16 protein-coding genes and 1 pseudogene are annotated in these 14,686 nt (G+C 70.0%); 5 read left to right on the top strand and 12 right to left on the bottom strand.

Annotation, left to right across the window (positions count from 1 at the left end):
- Positions 1-104 precede the first annotated feature (104 nt).
- On the bottom strand, positions 105-455 hold the full coding sequence (locus tag ACTWQR_RS43495; protein WP_443232816.1) for an ArsR/SmtB family transcription factor: 351 nt from the start codon (positions 453-455) through the stop codon (positions 105-107).
- Positions 456-843: 388 nt separating this feature from the next.
- On the opposite strand from ACTWQR_RS43495, the gene ACTWQR_RS43490 reads away from it, so the two are divergent.
- Both ACTWQR_RS43490 and ACTWQR_RS43485 read left to right on the top strand, forming a co-directional pair.
- Complete coding sequence (locus tag ACTWQR_RS43490) at positions 844-1,512, top strand: potassium channel family protein (protein ID WP_443232815.1); 669 nt, start codon at positions 844-846, stop codon at positions 1,510-1,512.
- On the top strand, positions 1,512-2,189 hold the full coding sequence (locus ACTWQR_RS43485) for a potassium channel family protein (protein ID WP_443232814.1): 678 nt from the start codon (positions 1,512-1,514) through the stop codon (positions 2,187-2,189). Before ACTWQR_RS43490 ends, ACTWQR_RS43485 begins: the two co-directional genes overlap by 1 nt.
- Before the next feature lie 91 nt (positions 2,190-2,280).
- On the opposite strand, the gene ACTWQR_RS43480 is transcribed toward ACTWQR_RS43485, so the two are convergent.
- Genes ACTWQR_RS43480 through ACTWQR_RS43465 form a run of 4 tightly spaced genes read right to left on the bottom strand, consistent with a single transcriptional unit; the run spans position 2,281 to position 6,722 of the window.
- A complete protein-coding gene (locus ACTWQR_RS43480; RefSeq protein ID WP_443232813.1) occupies positions 2,281-3,036 on the bottom strand; it encodes a DUF3159 domain-containing protein in 756 nt (251 codons plus the stop codon).
- 3 nt (positions 3,037-3,039) lie between these two features.
- Positions 3,040-3,438: an OB-fold nucleic acid binding domain-containing protein gene (locus ACTWQR_RS43475; RefSeq protein ID WP_443232812.1), complete on the bottom strand. Its 399-nt coding sequence runs from the start codon at positions 3,436-3,438 to the stop codon at positions 3,040-3,042.
- A gap of 45 nt (positions 3,439-3,483) precedes the next feature.
- Positions 3,484-4,167 (bottom strand): response regulator, encoded by a 684-nt coding sequence (locus ACTWQR_RS43470; protein WP_443232811.1) that lies wholly within the window; start codon positions 4,165-4,167, stop codon positions 3,484-3,486.
- Positions 4,164-6,722, bottom strand: coding sequence for an ATP-binding protein (locus tag ACTWQR_RS43465; RefSeq protein WP_443232810.1), 2,559 nt, complete (start codon positions 6,720-6,722; stop codon positions 4,164-4,166). The genes ACTWQR_RS43470 and ACTWQR_RS43465 overlap by 4 nt, the downstream gene beginning before the upstream one ends.
- Before the next feature lie 110 nt (positions 6,723-6,832).
- Between ACTWQR_RS43465 and ACTWQR_RS43460 the strand changes: the two are divergent.
- A pseudogene (locus ACTWQR_RS43460) lies at positions 6,833-7,899 on the top strand (carotenoid oxygenase family protein).
- A 100-nt stretch (positions 7,900-7,999) separates the two neighbouring features.
- On the opposite strand, the gene ACTWQR_RS43455 reads toward ACTWQR_RS43460, so the two are convergent.
- Genes ACTWQR_RS43455 through ACTWQR_RS43445 form a run of 3 tightly spaced genes read right to left on the bottom strand, consistent with a single transcriptional unit; the run spans position 8,000 to position 9,859 of the window.
- The gene (locus ACTWQR_RS43455) at positions 8,000-8,761 is read right to left on the bottom strand and encodes a DUF3710 domain-containing protein (RefSeq protein ID WP_443232809.1); all 762 of its coding nucleotides are present in this window, start codon (positions 8,759-8,761) and stop codon (positions 8,000-8,002) included.
- A 1-nt stretch (position 8,762) separates the two neighbouring features.
- Positions 8,763-9,278 carry a dUTP diphosphatase gene (gene dut, locus ACTWQR_RS43450; RefSeq protein WP_443232808.1) on the bottom strand — a complete coding sequence of 172 codons (516 nt, stop codon included), beginning with the start codon at positions 9,276-9,278 and terminating at the stop codon, positions 8,763-8,765.
- On the bottom strand, positions 9,275-9,859 hold the full coding sequence (locus ACTWQR_RS43445) for a PaaI family thioesterase (protein WP_443232807.1): 585 nt from the start codon (positions 9,857-9,859) through the stop codon (positions 9,275-9,277). Before ACTWQR_RS43445 ends, dut begins: the two co-directional genes overlap by 4 nt.
- Before the next feature lie 58 nt (positions 9,860-9,917).
- Between ACTWQR_RS43445 and ACTWQR_RS43440 the strand changes: the two genes are divergently transcribed.
- Positions 9,918-10,376: a DUF3093 domain-containing protein gene (locus tag ACTWQR_RS43440; RefSeq protein ID WP_443232806.1), complete on the top strand. Its 459-nt coding sequence runs from the start codon at positions 9,918-9,920 to the stop codon at positions 10,374-10,376.
- Positions 10,377-10,466: 90 nt separating this feature from the next.
- Here ACTWQR_RS43440 and ACTWQR_RS43435 read toward each other — a convergent pair whose 3' ends face one another.
- From ACTWQR_RS43435 to ACTWQR_RS43420, 4 genes are all read right to left on the bottom strand, one after another.
- Complete coding sequence (locus ACTWQR_RS43435; RefSeq protein WP_443232805.1) at positions 10,467-11,360, bottom strand: hypothetical protein; 894 nt, start codon at positions 11,358-11,360, stop codon at positions 10,467-10,469.
- Between the two features lie 13 nt (positions 11,361-11,373).
- Positions 11,374-11,670 carry a DUF4193 domain-containing protein gene (locus ACTWQR_RS43430; protein ID WP_005481602.1) on the bottom strand — a complete coding sequence of 99 codons (297 nt, stop codon included), beginning with the start codon at positions 11,668-11,670 and terminating at the stop codon, positions 11,374-11,376.
- A 392-nt stretch (positions 11,671-12,062) separates the two neighbouring features.
- Positions 12,063-13,304 (bottom strand): sensor histidine kinase, encoded by a 1,242-nt coding sequence (locus ACTWQR_RS43425; RefSeq protein ID WP_443232804.1) that lies wholly within the window; start codon positions 13,302-13,304, stop codon positions 12,063-12,065.
- Positions 13,305-13,309: 5 nt separating this feature from the next.
- Positions 13,310-13,963: a response regulator transcription factor gene (locus ACTWQR_RS43420; protein WP_443232803.1), complete on the bottom strand. Its 654-nt coding sequence runs from the start codon at positions 13,961-13,963 to the stop codon at positions 13,310-13,312.
- Between the two features lie 429 nt (positions 13,964-14,392).
- On the opposite strand from ACTWQR_RS43420, the gene ACTWQR_RS43415 reads away from it, so the two are divergent.
- A complete protein-coding gene (locus ACTWQR_RS43415; RefSeq protein ID WP_189841132.1) occupies positions 14,393-14,566 on the top strand; it encodes a hypothetical protein in 174 nt (57 codons plus the stop codon).
- Positions 14,567-14,686: the final 120 nt, after the last annotated feature.

The following is a 14,686-nucleotide window of genomic DNA, read 5'->3' as shown; positions in this document are numbered from 1 at the left end:
GGCTCCGGCTCCTCGCCGCCCACCGGACTCCCTTGCCTCCGGCGCCTGTTCGCCTTCCGGCTGACCGGAGTCACAGCGAGGCGGCCGCCTGTCGAGGGCCGCCGCTAGGACGGCGGTTGGTTGCCCGTCTGCGCGGCGCGCAGGTCGGCGAGCAGCTCGGCCTGTCCGGCGAGCACACCGGACAGAATGGTCCGCGCGACCCGCAGCAGCTCCACCACGTGCGGGCTGGTCAGCGAGTAGTACACGGTCGAGCCCTCCTTGCGGGTCGCGACCAGGTTCGCCCGCCGCAGTACGGCCAGTTGCTGGGAGAGGTGCGCGGGCTCGATGCCCACCTCGGGCAGCATCTCCGCGACCGCGTGCTCCCGCTCGCTCAGCAGCTCGAGCACCCGGATGCGCGCCGGATGCGCGAGCGTCTTGAAGAACTCGGCCTTCAGTTGGTACAGCGGCGTACTCATGCCGGCCTCCCCTCCCCCACGGGGCGGAACAGCCGTATCGACCGGCCCTCGGCGCATCGAGTCCGCCCTCCCCCACCCTTCGGGCGGGGGGACCCCCATCTCGCTTCGCTTGTCACACACATGCGGACCATCCTCGCGTGCGCACCGGCCATGCCGAACCCGCGTACGGAAACCGGGCCGCTCCGATCAGGCCGTGACGTGCCGCCTGCACCCCGCACGGCACCGCCAATGGCTACGCCGATGAGAGCAAGACCGCGGTTGCGGCATAAGCTCGTTTCCGGCAACGCCGCTTGCTGTTGCCTCGTCGTTGCCCGGCAGACTGAGAGAGAGAAGTGAGCAGGGTGTTTGCGCAGGTCAGTGAGTTGACCAGGACTGCGGGGTAGGGCGAGTGCACGTCGTCATCATGGGCTGCGGGCGAGTGGGTTCCGCTCTCGCCCAGACACTGGAGCAACAGGGACACACGGTCGCCGTGGTCGACCAGGACCCCACCGCCTTCCGACGGCTGGGCTCCGGGTTCGGCGGCCGCCGCGTCACCGGAGTCGGCTTCGACCAGGACACCCTGCGCGAGGCGGGCATCGAGGAGGCCGGCGCGTTCGCCGCGGTCTCCAGCGGTGACAACTCGAACATCATCGCCGCCCGTGTGGCCCGCGAGATGTTCGGCATCGAGAACGTCGCGGCGCGTATCTACGACCCGCGCCGCGCCGAGGTCTACCAGCGCCTGGGCATCCCGACCGTCGCCACGGTCCGCTGGACGGCCGACCAGATGCTGCGCAGGCTGCTGCCCTCGGGCGCCGAGCCGCTGTGGCGCGACCCCACCGGCGGTGTGCAGCTTGCCGAGGTGCACGCGTCGGAGACCTGGGTGGGCCAGCGGATCAGCCGGCTCCAGGAGGAGACCGGCGTGCGCGTGGCCTTCCTCACCCGGCTGGGCGAGGCGGTTCTGCCCACTTCGCAGACAGTGCTGCAGGAGGGCGACCTGGTGCACGTGATGATGCGTACGGACGATGTCGAGAAGGTCGAGGCGGCGTTCGCCGACGGGCCTGAGGAGGGCGGTCACTGATGAGGGTCGCCATTGCCGGTGCCGGTGCGGTGGGCCGCTCGATCGCGGGCGAGCTCCTGGAGAACGGGCACGAGATCCTGCTGATCGACAAGGCGCCGACCGCGATCTCGGTCGAGCGCGTCCCGCAGGCGGAGTGGCTGCTGGCCGACGCGTGCGAGATCACGTCCCTGGACGAGGCGGCGCTCCAGCGCTGCAACGTGGTCATCGCGGCCACCGGAGACGACAAGGTCAACCTCGTCGTCTCCCTGCTCGCGAAGACCGAGTACGGAGTCCCGCGGGTCGTCGCCCGAGTCAACAACCCCAAGAACGAGTGGCTGTTCAACGAGGCCTGGGGCGTGGACGTGGCCGTCTCCACCCCGCGTCTGATGTCGGCCCTGGTCGAGGAGGCGGTGAGCGTCGGCGACCTGGTCCGGCTGCTCCGCTTCAGCCACGGCGACGCCAACCTGGTCGAGCTGACCCTGCCCCCGGAGTCGGCCCTCGCCGGCACGCAGGTCGGCGACGTGGAATGGCCCGAGGACACGTCCCTCGTCACGATCATCCGCGGCACCCGCGTGCTGACCCCTACCCGGGAGGACTCCCTGGAGGCCGGCGACGAACTGCTGTTCGTGGCGGCCCAGGCCCGGGAGGAGCAGTTGGAGGACCTGCTGTCGGTCCGGCGCGAGGACGCGGCGACCTAGTTCTTTCGCGTGTTCCCGCCTGTACGAGGATGGGTCGCCCGGAGATCTCCGGGCGACCCATCCTCGTACAGGCGATCGGGCGTACAGACAGCTAGGCGTCTCGGCGGTGACGGCCGGCCGTGGCCTCGTCGTGCTCCTGGGAGAGGGCGGCCTTGCGCGCCTCCTCCGCCTTTTCCTCGGCCTCCATCTCGGCGAAGACGTCGATGGGCGCGGGCGCCTTCGCGAGGAAGACCCAGGTGAGCCAGACCGCGAGCAGGAAGGGCGGGATCTTCAGGGCGATCAAAACCCAGCCGAACTGGGTGGTGTCGGCCCACCAGTAGAGCGGGAAGAGGATCGCGCACTTGGCGAGCAGGATCAGGCCCCAGGCGTAACTGGCTTTCGCGTACGCCTTCTTGCGGCCCGGGTTGCGGGTGCGCCAGGAGAGGTTCTCCTTGAAGACCGGGCCGAGGATCAGGCCCAGCAGGGGGACTCCGGCGAGGGTCGTGATGATGTAGGCGAGGGCGAGGCCGAGCGTGTAGAGCATGCCCGGCAGGTAGAAGTCCTTCGCGTTGCCCGTCATCATCGCGAAGACCACGCCGAAGCCGACCCCGAAGACGCCGCTGAAGGCGTGCTTGACGGTGTCCTTCATGACCAGGCGGACCACGACGAGCAGGATGGAGACACCGAGGGCCGCGATGGCCGCCGAGTGCAGATCCTTGTTGATCGTGTAGATCGTGACGAAGAGCAGGCCTGGCAGGACCGTCTCGATCATGCCCCGCAGACCGCCGAACGCCTCGAAGAGCGCGGCCTCGGTCACCGCCCGCGAATCCCGCTGGGCGTCTTCGGTCGGCTTGTCGAGCGACGTCACCGGCTACTCCCGTCCGAGGGGTCTGAGTTCATATTTGGGATTGAACAGCACCCGGCGGCCTCGACTCATCGAGATCCGGCCCGATGCGATCAGCTTGCGCCCCGGTTCTATCCCCACTATGGAGCGCCTGCCGAGCCACACCACGTCCAGGGCGGCCGAACCGTCGAACAGCTCGGCCTCCAGGGCCGGGACACCGGCCCTCGGGCGCAGAGTGACCGTGCGCAAGGTACCAGTAACGGTGACCACCTGTCGGTCGCGGCAGTCCCCGATGCGCGTGCATCCCGCGGTGTCGGCGTCCTCGCGCAGCTCCTCCGACTCCAGGTCCCCCTGCGAGGAGGAGAGCCGGTCGATCATGCGCCGGAACCGGCCCGCCGACTTTTCGGAACGAGGAACAGCACTCATATCTGAAGCGTACCGGGGAGCGCTGACAGCTACGTACCCCCCGTGCTACCGCTCGAACCGGTACCCCATCCCGGGTTCCGTGACGAAGTGCCGGGGATGCGACGGGTCCGCCTCCAGCTTGCGGCGCAGCTGGGCCATGTACACCCGCAGGTAGTTCGTCTCGGTGCCGTAGGAGGGGCCCCAGACCTCCTGGAGCAGCTGTCTCTGGCTGACCAGGCGGCCGGTGTTGCGCACCAGCACCTCCAGGAGGTGCCATTCGGTCGGAGTGAGGCGCACATCGCGGCCGTCCCGGTTGACCTTCTTGGCGGCCAGGTCGACGGTGAAGCCCTCGGTCTCCACGATCACGTCGTCCTCACCGGCCCCGGTGGGCTCGGCCCTTCGGACGGCGGCACGCAACCGGGCGAGCAGCTCGTCCATGCCGAAGGGCTTGGTGACGTAGTCGTCGGCGCCCGCGTCGAGGGCTTCGACCTTCTCGTCGGACGAATGCCGGGCGGACAGCACCAGGATCGGTACGCGGGTCCAGCCGCGCAGTCCCTTGATCACCTCGACGCCGTCCATGTCGGGCAGGCCCAGGTCGAGCACGATCACATCGGGGTGGCGGGCGGCCGCGAGCTGGAGCGCGCTCGCGCCGTCGGAGGCCGCGTCCACCTCGTACTTGCGCGCCTTGAGGTTGATCACGAGGGCTCTGGTGATCTGCGGCTCGTCGTCGACCACGAGGACGCGGGTCATGAAGCCTGCCTTTCCGGTTGAACGAGTTCCACGACTTCTCCGAGTCCCTCCGGGTGGGCCGGGCCCGCTCGCAGGGTGAGGACCATGGTGAGGCCGCCGCCGGGGGTGTCCTCGGCATCGAGGGTGCCGCCCATGGCCTCGGCGAATCCGCGGGCGACCGCGAGACCGAGGCCCACACCGGCGCCGCGCGGGGCGTCTCCGAAGCGCTGGAAGGGCGCGAATATACGGTCCTTGGCCTCGTCCGGGACACCGCGGCCGCGGTCCACCACCCGCACCTCGACCCGGTCGCCGAGCGCGCTCGCGGAGACCAGGACCGGCTGTCCGGCGGGGCTGTATTTGACGGCGTTCTCGACGATGTTGGCGACCGAGCGCTCCAGCAGGCCGGGATCGACGGCGACCATGGGCAGGGTCTCGGGGATCTCCAGTTCGACGCTGTCCTCGGGTACGCCGCCCAGGGCCATCGGGACCACCTCGTCGAGGTCGATCTCGCGGATCAGCGGGGTGACCGTGCCGGTCTGGAGGCGGGACATGTCGAGCAGGTTGCCCACCAGGTGGTCGAGGCGGTCGGCCCCCTCCTCGATGCCCTCCAGGAGCTCGGCCTCGTCCTCCTCGGACCAGGCCACGTCGTCGGACCGCAGGGACGACACGGCGGCCTTGATGGCGGCCAGAGGCGTCCGCAGGTCATGGCTGACGGCGGCAAGCAGGGCCGTACGGATGCGGTTGCCCTCGGCGAGCGCGCGGGCCTGCTCGGCCTCCTCCTGAAGGCGCCGTCGGTCCAGGACGACGACGGCCTGGGCGGCGAAGGCGGCGAGCACCCGGCGGTCCTCGGCGGGCAGCACCCGGCCGGACAGCGCCAGCGCCAGCTTGTCCCCGACCGGCATGTCCACGTCCGCGTCCTCGGGGAGCGACGGCGGATGCGGACCCACGCTGCCCGCGCAGGTCCACGGGTCCACGTCGCTCTCCCGCTCCAGCAGGGCCACCGACTCCATCACGAAGGTCTCACGGACCCGCTCCAGGAGGGCGTCCAGGCTGGTCTCGCCGCGCAGCACGCTGCCCGCGAGGAAGGAGAGGATCTCCGACTCGGCGCGCAGCCGGGCCGCCTGGTGCGTGCGGCGGGCCGCCAGGTCCACCACGGAGGCCACCGAGGCCGCGACCAGCACGAAGATCATCAGCGCGAGTAGGTTCTTGGGGTCGGCGATGGTGATGCGGTGCAGGGGTTGCGTGAAGAACCAGTTGAGGAGCATCGAGCCGACCGCCGCCGAGGCGAGCGCCGGGAGCAGTCCGCCGAGCAGGGCGGCGGCCACCGTCAGCGTCAGGAACAGCAGCATGTCGTTGGTGAGGCCGAGATTCGCGTCGACGTGGGTCAGCAGCAGCGTGAGCAGGGCGGGGCCGCCGATACCGGTCAGCCAGCCCGCGACGGTCCGGGACCTGCCGAGCCGCGCACCCCGGGCCACCGGCAGGCCGCGCCCCTTGCCCACCTCGTCGTGCGTTATCAGGTGGACATCGAGGTCCGGCCCGGAGTCACGGGCGACCGTGGCGCCGACGCCGGGCCCGAAAACGTACTGCCATCCCTTGCGCCGGGACGCGCCGAGGACGATCTGGGTGGCGTTGACGCCGCGCGCGAAGTCCAGCAGCGCGGACGGGATGTCGTCCCCGACGACGTGATGGAAGGTGCCGCCGAGGTCCTCGACGAGAGTGCGCTGGACGGCCAGTTCCTTCGGGGAGGCGGAGGTCAGACCGTCGCTGCGGGCGATGTAGACGGCGAGGACCTCACCGCCGGCGCCCTTCTCGGCGAGCCGGGCTGCGCGGCGGATCAGCGTACGGCCCTCGGGGCCGCCGGTCAGGCCGACGACGATGCGCTCGCGGGCCTGCCAGGTGGAGCGGATGCCGTGCTCGCCCCGGTACTGCTGGAGGTACTCGTCGACCCGGTCGGCGACCCAGAGCAGGGCCAGCTCGCGCAGGGCGGTGAGGTTGCCGGGCCGGAAGTAGTTGGAGAGGGCCGCGTCCACCTTGTCCGGCTTGTAGATGTTGCCGTGCGCCATGCGGCGGCGCAGCGACTGCGGCGACATGTCGACCAGCTCGATCTGACCGGCCCGCCGCACCACTTCGTCCGGGACGGTTTCCCGCTGCCGTACTCCGGTTATCGACTCGACGACGTCACCGAGCGACTCCAGGTGCTGGATGTTGACCGTCGAGACGACGTCGATCCCGGCCGCGAGCAGCTCCTCGACGTCCTGCCAGCGCTTGGCGTTCCGCGAGCCGGGGATGTTCGTGTGGGCCAGTTCGTCCACCAGGGCGACGGCCGGGGCCCGCTCCAGCACGGCGTCGACGTCCATCTCGGTGAAGAGGGTGCCACGGTAGGCGACCTCCGTGCGGGCGAGCTGCTCCAGGCCGTGCAGCATCACCTCCGTACGCGGCCGGTTGTGGTGCTCCACGAAGGCCACCACGCAGTCGGTGCCGCGCTCGACACGGCGGTGCGCCTCGGACAGCATCGCGTACGTCTTGCCGACGCCCGGTGCCGCGCCGAGGTAGATCCGTAGCCTGCCGCGTCCCATGGCCCCATTGTCTTCTCAAACGCCCTGTGAACCCTGCGTCGACCTTACGGCCAACAATCCCGGCAAATCAGGCGGGTAGCGGGAGCGCGGAGGTCTTTGACGGAACCCTGATGCGCTGGGCGTACGCGCCGCCCGTGCTCAGCCCGCACGCCGGACGGCTCCTGACGCTGTGCGAGGCGAACCTGCCCTTCGAGCTGACGACCGACCTGGAGACCGTGGGCGCGTACGACCTCGGCGGCAAGCTGACCTGGGCGATGACCGCTCACCCCAAAGAGGACCCGGTCACCGGCGAACTCCACTTCTTCGCCTCGTCCCCGCTCCCCCGCCCTTCCTCATCCACCACGTGGCCTCGCCGGACGGGAAGGTCCTCGACAGCCAGGAGGTCCCGGGCGCGAGCGCGGCGCTGAAGCACGACTTCGCCATCACCGAGAACCACGTCGTGTTCCTGGAGGGCTCGGTCACCTTCGACCCGAACGAGCACTCGGGCATCCCGTACGGCTGGAGCGACGCCCAGCAGTCGCGTATCGGCGTCATGCCTCGCGGTGCCGAAGGTGCGGCCCGCATCCGCTGGTTCGAGATCGACCAGGGGTACGGGATGCACTTCGCCAACGCCTACGAGGACGCGTACGGCCGGATCGTCGTCGAGGGTCCGACCGTGGGCCGCAAGGGCTGGCAGCGCTCCGGGAACTGGTGGGTCGGCGCCCCGGACCGCGGAGCGGAGCCCAACTCGGGGTCCCGTACGAAGCGCTGGACGGTCGACCTGGCGGCGGGCCGCGTGAAGGAGGAGCAGATCGACGACCTCACCGTCGAGTTCCCCACGATCAACGACGCTTTCCTCGGCCGCGAGCACCGCTACCAGTACGCGCTCTCGTTCCCCGACGACCTGGGCATCGGCAACCACACGCTGGTCAAGTACGACCGCGCGAAGGGCACTCGCCAGCTCCTGCCGGTGGGCAACGGCCGGCTGCCCAGCGAGGCCCTGTTCGTACTTGCGGCCGACGCCACCGACGAGGACGCCGGCTATCTGCTGACCGTCGTGAGCGACCTGAACGCCGACGCCTCCAGGCTGCTCGTCCTGGACGCCTCCGACCTGTCTGTCCCGCCGATCGCCACGGTTCATCTGCCGCGCCGGGTACCGGCGATGATCCACGGCTCGTGGATCCCGGACGCCGCCTGACCGGAGACGCGACGAGAGACGCCGAGAACGCCGATGGGCCGCACTCCCCCAAGGGAGCGCGGCCCATCGGTCGATTCCGCTTCCGAATTCGCCGACCCGGCTAGCGGACCTCGGTGATCTCCGGCCCACGCTGCAACTGGCCCATGCCGCCGGAGAAGCGGGACCCAGCCTGCTCCTCCTGCTGGACGTTCTCGGCGACCATCTGCGCGTCGTCCGGCAGCTTCAGGACGATCGGGTCGCGCGGGGCCATCGGACCCTCGCCACGGACCACCACGGTGTCCCGGAAGATCTGCTCCAGCAGACCGGCGGCCTGCGGCTGCACCGCGCCCTGGCCGGAGATCACTCCGCGCAGGAACCAGCGGGGACCGTCCACCCCGACGAACCGGACGACCTGGAAACCGCCCGTCCCGTCCGGCAGCTGCACCGGCACCTGCGCGCGCAGCTCCCAGCCCAGCGGGCCCTCGACCTCGTCGATGACACCGCCCTGCTGGGTGATGCCGGAGGCGATCTCCTCGCGTACCTCGCCCCAGATGCCCTCGCGCTTGGGGGCGGCGAAGGCCTGCAGCTGGACGGCGCTGTCCTTCAGCACCACGGTCGCCGCCACGATCGCGTCGCCCGCGACCTCCACACGGAGCTCCATGCCGTCGACCCCGGGCACGAAGAGGCCACCCAGGTCGACCCGGCCCTCGGCCGGATCACGGACCTCGGTGCTGTCCCAGGGACCATCGGGGCGCGGCTCCGGCTCGAGCCTCACGCGCTCGCGCTCCGCCTCGTCCGCCTCAGTGTCGACACTGTCGACGACCTGCTCGGCCTCGCCCGCCGCGTCCTCGGCGGCACTGCCCTTCTTGCGACGTCCGAACACGTCACTGTCCTTCCCGGTCGGATACGGCCGAAGCGTATCGATTCCCACCCGTTGTCCGGCCCACGGCGGCATGCCCGCCGGTGGACCCGAAGCCCCCTGCGGCTCGCGCCGAGTCGGGAAGCTCCGCCACCTCCTGGAAGCGCACCTTCTCGACCTGCTGGACGATCAGTTGGGCAATCCGGTCGAAGCGCTCGAACCGCACGGACTCGCGCGGGTCGAGATTCACCACGATCACCTTGATCTCCCCACGGTACCCGGCATCAACAGTCCCCGGGGCATTCACGAGGGCGACGCCGCAGCGGGCGGCGAGCCCGGAGCGCGGGTGCACGAAGGCCGCGTACCCCTCGGGGAGCGCGATGGACACTCCCGTGGGCAGAACGGCCCGCTCACCGGGCTTGAGTTCACAGCTCTCCGTCGTCCGCAGATCCGCTCCGGCGTCGCCGGGATGCGCGTACTGCGGAAGCGGAACGTCCGGGTCGACGCGCCGGATCAGCACGTCCACGGGGCTACGGGTCACGGGTTCACCTCGAAGGCGCGGGCACGCCGCACCTGGTCCGGTTCGTTCATGGCCGCCTGGATCTCCTCCGGGCGGCCGTTGTCGATGAAGTGGTCGACCTTCACCTCGATGAAGAGGGCGTCCGCACGGACGGCGACGGGCCCGTCGGGGCCCCCGATCCGTCCCGTGGCGGTCGAGTAGATCTTGCGTCCCGCCACCGCCGTGACCTCTGCCTCCAGGTGCAGCACGGTGCCGACGGGCACGGGCCGGACGAAGTCGGTCTCCAGCCGTCCGGTCACGGCGATGCTGCGCAGCAGCCAGTTCAGCGAGCCGAGGGTCTCGTCGAGGGCACTCGCGAGGACTCCGCCGTGCGCGAGGCCGGGAGCGCCCTGGTGGGCCGCCTTCACGGTGAACTCGGCGGTGATCTTTACCCCTTCACCGGCGCGGGCCTCCAGGTGCAGCCCGTGCGGCTGCTCGCCGCCACAGCCGAAACACTGGTCGTAGTGCGCGCCGAGCAGTTCGCCCGGGGCGGGCGCGTCGGGGTGCCGCACCGGCGCCACGGCGTCGGCCGGGGGCCGCAGAGCTGAAGATGTACCACTCACAGGCGCAGACCTTACCTCCGCGTCAGCGGCCCGTACGCACCGTGGCAGGCTTGGCTCCATGCACCCCTCCGCCTCGCCGTACGAAGAACGTCTGACCGCGCCCCGCTCCTGGTGGTTCATCAGCCTCCTGGTGGGCGTCTCGATGGCCCTGATCCTGCTGCCGTTCGGCACGCTGCCTCTGCTGGGCGGCCTGGTCGGCGGCACGGCGGTCGCGGCGGTGGCGGCCAGCTCGTACGGCTCGGTGCGGATCCGTGTGGTGGGCGGCTCGTTGATCGCGGGCGACGCGAAGATCCCTGTCTCCGCCCTCGGCGAGGCCCATGTCCTCGACCCCGAAGAGACCCGCGCCTGGCGCACGTTCAAGGCCGACCCGCGCGCCTTCATGCTCCTTCGCGCCTACGTCCCCACGGCCCTCCGAGTGGAGATCACCGACCCGTCGGACCCGACCCCGTACGTGTACCTGTCGACCCGGGACCCGGAGGGCCTGGCGGCGGCGCTGGACGCGGTGCGCGCCGCGTAAGGCGCGCGCTTCCTGAAGAGGTCGGTCTCCGTCGCGGTGTGCGGCGTTGGCGGGCTTCGCGGGCCCGGCGGGGATTCCGGGCCCGGGGGTTCAGGGCCCCAGCTCCTTGGGGATCTCCCCGATGCGCAGCGGGTCCGCGGGCTTCTCCAACGGCGGCAGCGCCGGCAGAGCGTCCCACGGCACCTGCGCCTTGCGGAGGTCCTTGCGGACTCGCTCAGCGAGCTTTCTCGTGTCACGGCGGTTCATGACCGCCCCGACGGCGGCTCCGACCATGAACGGCATCAGGTTCGGCAGGTTTCTGACCATGCGCTTCATGATCTGCTGACGCAGCTCGCGCTTCATCTGGCCCCCGAGGGCCACGTTGAACGTCGACGGCTTGGTCACGTCAATGCCGCGCTCGTCCGACCACGAGTGCAGGTACACGGTGGAGCGCTCTTTCACGTTGCCCGGCGGCCGCAGGCCGTAGACCTCGTACAGCTCGGCGATCAGCTTCAGCTCGATCGCGGCGACGCCGGTGATCTCGGCGGCCAGCTCCGTGGGCATCGCCGGGGGTACGGGCATCATCGCGGCGGCGCCGATTCCCGCGCCCACCGTGGCCGTCGCGTTGCACGCGCCCGCGACGAGCTTGTCCGCCAGCTGCTCGGGACCGAGGCCCGGGAACTGCTTCCGCAGTGTCGCGAGGTCGCGGACGGGGATGCGCGGGGCGTTCTCGATGATCCGGTCAGTCAGGTACGCCAGGCCCGCCCTGGCCCGGCTGCCGCCCTTGCGGACACCTTCCCTGACTCCGTGGCCGACGGCGGCCACCCGGCGTTTGGCGACAGGCGCCTTCGAATCCGGCACCGCCAGCGCACCGGAGGCGCCTGTCGCGTCCACTGCTTCGAGCGAGGCCGGGCGGCCCCGCTCGTCGTGCATGCCGTCCGAAGACGGACCGGCCGCTCCCCGGTCGCGGAAACGGCGCTTCCAGGGCGGGGTCGAGCCAGTCACGGCCGACCCTGCCTCAGTCGCAGTCGCGGCAGATCGGCTGACCGTTCTTCTCGCGGGCCAGCTGGCTGCGGTGGTGGACCAGGAAGCAGCTCATGCAGGTGAACTCGTCCTGCTGCTTCGGCAGGACCCGGACGGCCAGCTCCTCGTTCGAGAGGTCCGCGCCGGGCAGTTCCAGGCCTTCGGCGGCCTCGAACTCGTCCACGTCGACCGCCGAAGTCGACTTGTCGTTCCGGCGAGCCTTCAGTTCTTCAAGGCTGTCCGAGTCGACGTCGTCGTCGGTCTTGCGTGGGGTGTCGTAATCCGTTGCCATGTCACTCTCCCCCTCTGGGTGTCTGCGGTGTCTCAGCGCACGTAACGCGTGAGAGGCCGGACTTGTGCCCGACCCGAGGCGGAGATTTTGCCTCACATCAAGGTCTGTTACTCAATCGACACCCAACCGGATCCCTCAAGAGTGATCGGCTTGGATGGCGAACGGGACCGTACACGGTCCGAATGCCGCACTTCAAAGGCGTCTCACGGTGTACTTCCCGTGATCTCGACCCCCGAAAACCCGGATTTTCCCGGCTTTCCGACAGCCTTCTTGATCACGGAGAGTAGATGGCCAGAAAATCGCCCTTGTGATCGATCACACACGGGTTCGTCGGCTGGATGCCCAGAAAATTCCGCGCAAAGCGAACATCCCCGCGTGTCGGCGACATGGTCTCAGATAGGTAGGGCGACTCGCATCACCAGCCCACCTCCCTCGCGCGGTTCGGCGGAGATATGACCGCCGTGGGCACGGGCCACCGACCGGGCGATCGACAGGCCGAGGCCCACGCCCTTGTCGCTGCCCGTCCGCTCCGTACGCAGCCGCCGGAACGGCTCGAAAAGGTTGTCGATCTCGTACGCGGGGACCACGGGCCCGGTGTTGGACACCACGAGGACCGCCTGCCCGTGCTGGACCTCCGTCGTGACCTCGACCCAGCCCCCCTCCGCCACGTTGTACCGCACGCCGTTCTGGACGAGGTTCAGGGCGATCCGCTCCAACAGGACGCCATTGCCCTGGACAACCGCGACAGCCTGCTCTCCGCGGATCTCCACGCCCTTCACGTCCGCCTCGGCGCGCACCTGGTCGACAGCCTGCGAGGCGACCTCGGCGAGGTCGACCGGCTTGCGCTCGACGATCTGGTTGTCGCTGCGGGCGAGCAACAGCAGACCCTCTACGAGCTGCTCGCTGCGTTCGTTCGTGGCGAGCAGGGTCTTGCCGAGCTGCTGGAGCTCCACGGGTGCCCCGGGATCCGACAGGTGCACCTCCAGGAGCGTGCGGTTGATCGCCAAGGGGGTCCGCAGCTCGTGCGAGGCGTTCCCCACGAACCTCTGCTGGGCCGTGAAGGCCCGCTGCAGCCGCTCCAGCATGTCGTCGAAAGTGTCCGCCAGCTCCTTGAACTCGTCGTCCGGGCCGTCCAGCTCGATCCGCCGGGACAGGTCGGAACCCGCCACCGAGCGCGCGGTGCGGGTGATCCGGCCGAGCGGCGACAGAACGCGGCCCGCCATCGCGTAGCCGAAGGCGAACGCGATCACGGCGAGGCCGAGGAGGGCGAGGAGGGAGCGGCTGAGCAGCCCGTCCAGGGCGTGCTGGCGCTGGGTGGCGTTGCACGCCTTGAGCATCGCGTTGAGCTCGTCGTTGCTCGCGGCTGTGTTCAGCTGCGGGCAGGTGTCGCTGGTTATATTGAGGTTTGTGCCGGTCACCTGGAAGGTCTGGCCGCTGCCCTCGCGGAGGGCCTGGGCCGCCAGCAGGTAGATGATCGACAGCAGCAGGATCCCGGCGATCAGGAACATGCCGCCGTACAGCAGGGTGAGTCGTATCCGGATGGTCGGGCGCAGCCAGGGGAACGGCGGTTCCGGCTTCCTCGGATCCCAGGTGGGCTTCGGGGGCGCCTTGGGCGGCGCGGGTGTCGTGGCCACCACGATCAGATCCGGTAGCCGGAGCCGGGCACGGTGACGATGACCGGCGGCTCGCCGAGCTTGCGGCGCAGGGTCATCACGGTGACGCGTACGACGTTGGTGAACGGGTCGGTGTTCTCGTCCCAGGCCTTCTCCAGGAGCTGCTCGGCCGAGACGACGGCACCCTCGCTGCGCAGCAGCACCTCAAGGACGGCGAACTCCTTGGGCGCGAGCTGGACCTCCTTGCCGTCCCTGAAGACCTCGCGGCGGTTGGGGTCGAGCTTGATCCCGGCCCGCTCCAGGACGGGCGGCAGCGGCAGGCTCGTACGCCGGCCGAGGGCACGCACGCGTGCCGTCAGTTCACTGAACGCGAAAGGCTTGGGGAGGTAGTCGTCGGCGCCGATCTCCAGGCCCTCGACCCGGTCGCTGACGTCTCCGGAGGCGGTCAGCATCAGCACGCGCGTGGGCACGCCGAGCTCGACGATCTTGCGGCAGACGTCGTCACCGTGCACCAGCGGGAGGTCACGGTCCAGCACGACCACGTCGTAGTCGTTGACGCCGATGCGCTCCAGGGCGGCCGCGCCGTCGTACACGACGTCGACGGCCATGGCCTCCCGGCGCAGTCCGGTGGCCACCGCATCGGCGAGCAGCTGCTCGTCCTCGACGACGAGTACGCGCACGTCGCTTGTCCTTCCTCTGTCCACCCGCGTAGCGCTTTCTCAGCGCATGCGGGCAGGAGCTGATGGGGGTCCCCCCGCTCGGGCGCAGCCGAGAGTGGGGAGGTGAGACCTCCATCCTGCCCTTTTCGGCCATAAGTCGGCTGTAAGACGGGTGCTGGGGCTCAGGGACGCGAGATTTTCTCGAACGGTTGAGGTTTCCGTGGAAGGGAGCGCGGGGAGGACGGCTTTACACCCCGCGATCACGCTCTGCTTGTGCCGCACCACCATGCGGTACGCCACGATCCGCTTTCCGCAGGGCGGGCGTGGGTGTCCGGCACCGTCGCCGCCCAGCCCGGGCAGCGCTGGGCGGGCACCTTGAGACGTGATCGCCCCTTCCGAACGGCACACCCCCGTGCCACCGACCCACGACCCAGGACGAGGGGGCGCAGCATGGACGCATTCACCGCAGGACTTCTGCAGCGCATAAGGGCGACCGAGTCCGACCTGACGATGGCTCGCGAGACCGGCGACGACTTCCTCGCGGAGGTCGAGCAGGCCGAGCTCGACGACCTGCACCGCCTCGCCGCCGAGCACGGCGTGGAGGTCGGCGCGTCACGCGTCTGACGTTTGTCGTACCAGAGCGGGGCCCCGGCATCGATCCAGTGCCGGGGCCGCCTCTTTTTTGCCGCCTCTTTTTTGGGGTTCGGTTCGCCTCCGGGGCGCAGAAGCCTGTGCCGAGAGGGC

Source organism: Streptomyces sp. 2A115, assembly GCF_052245575.1.
GTDB lineage: Bacteria > Actinomycetota > Actinomycetes > Streptomycetales > Streptomycetaceae > Streptomyces.
This window is presented reverse-complemented; position numbering and strand designations above follow the sequence as displayed.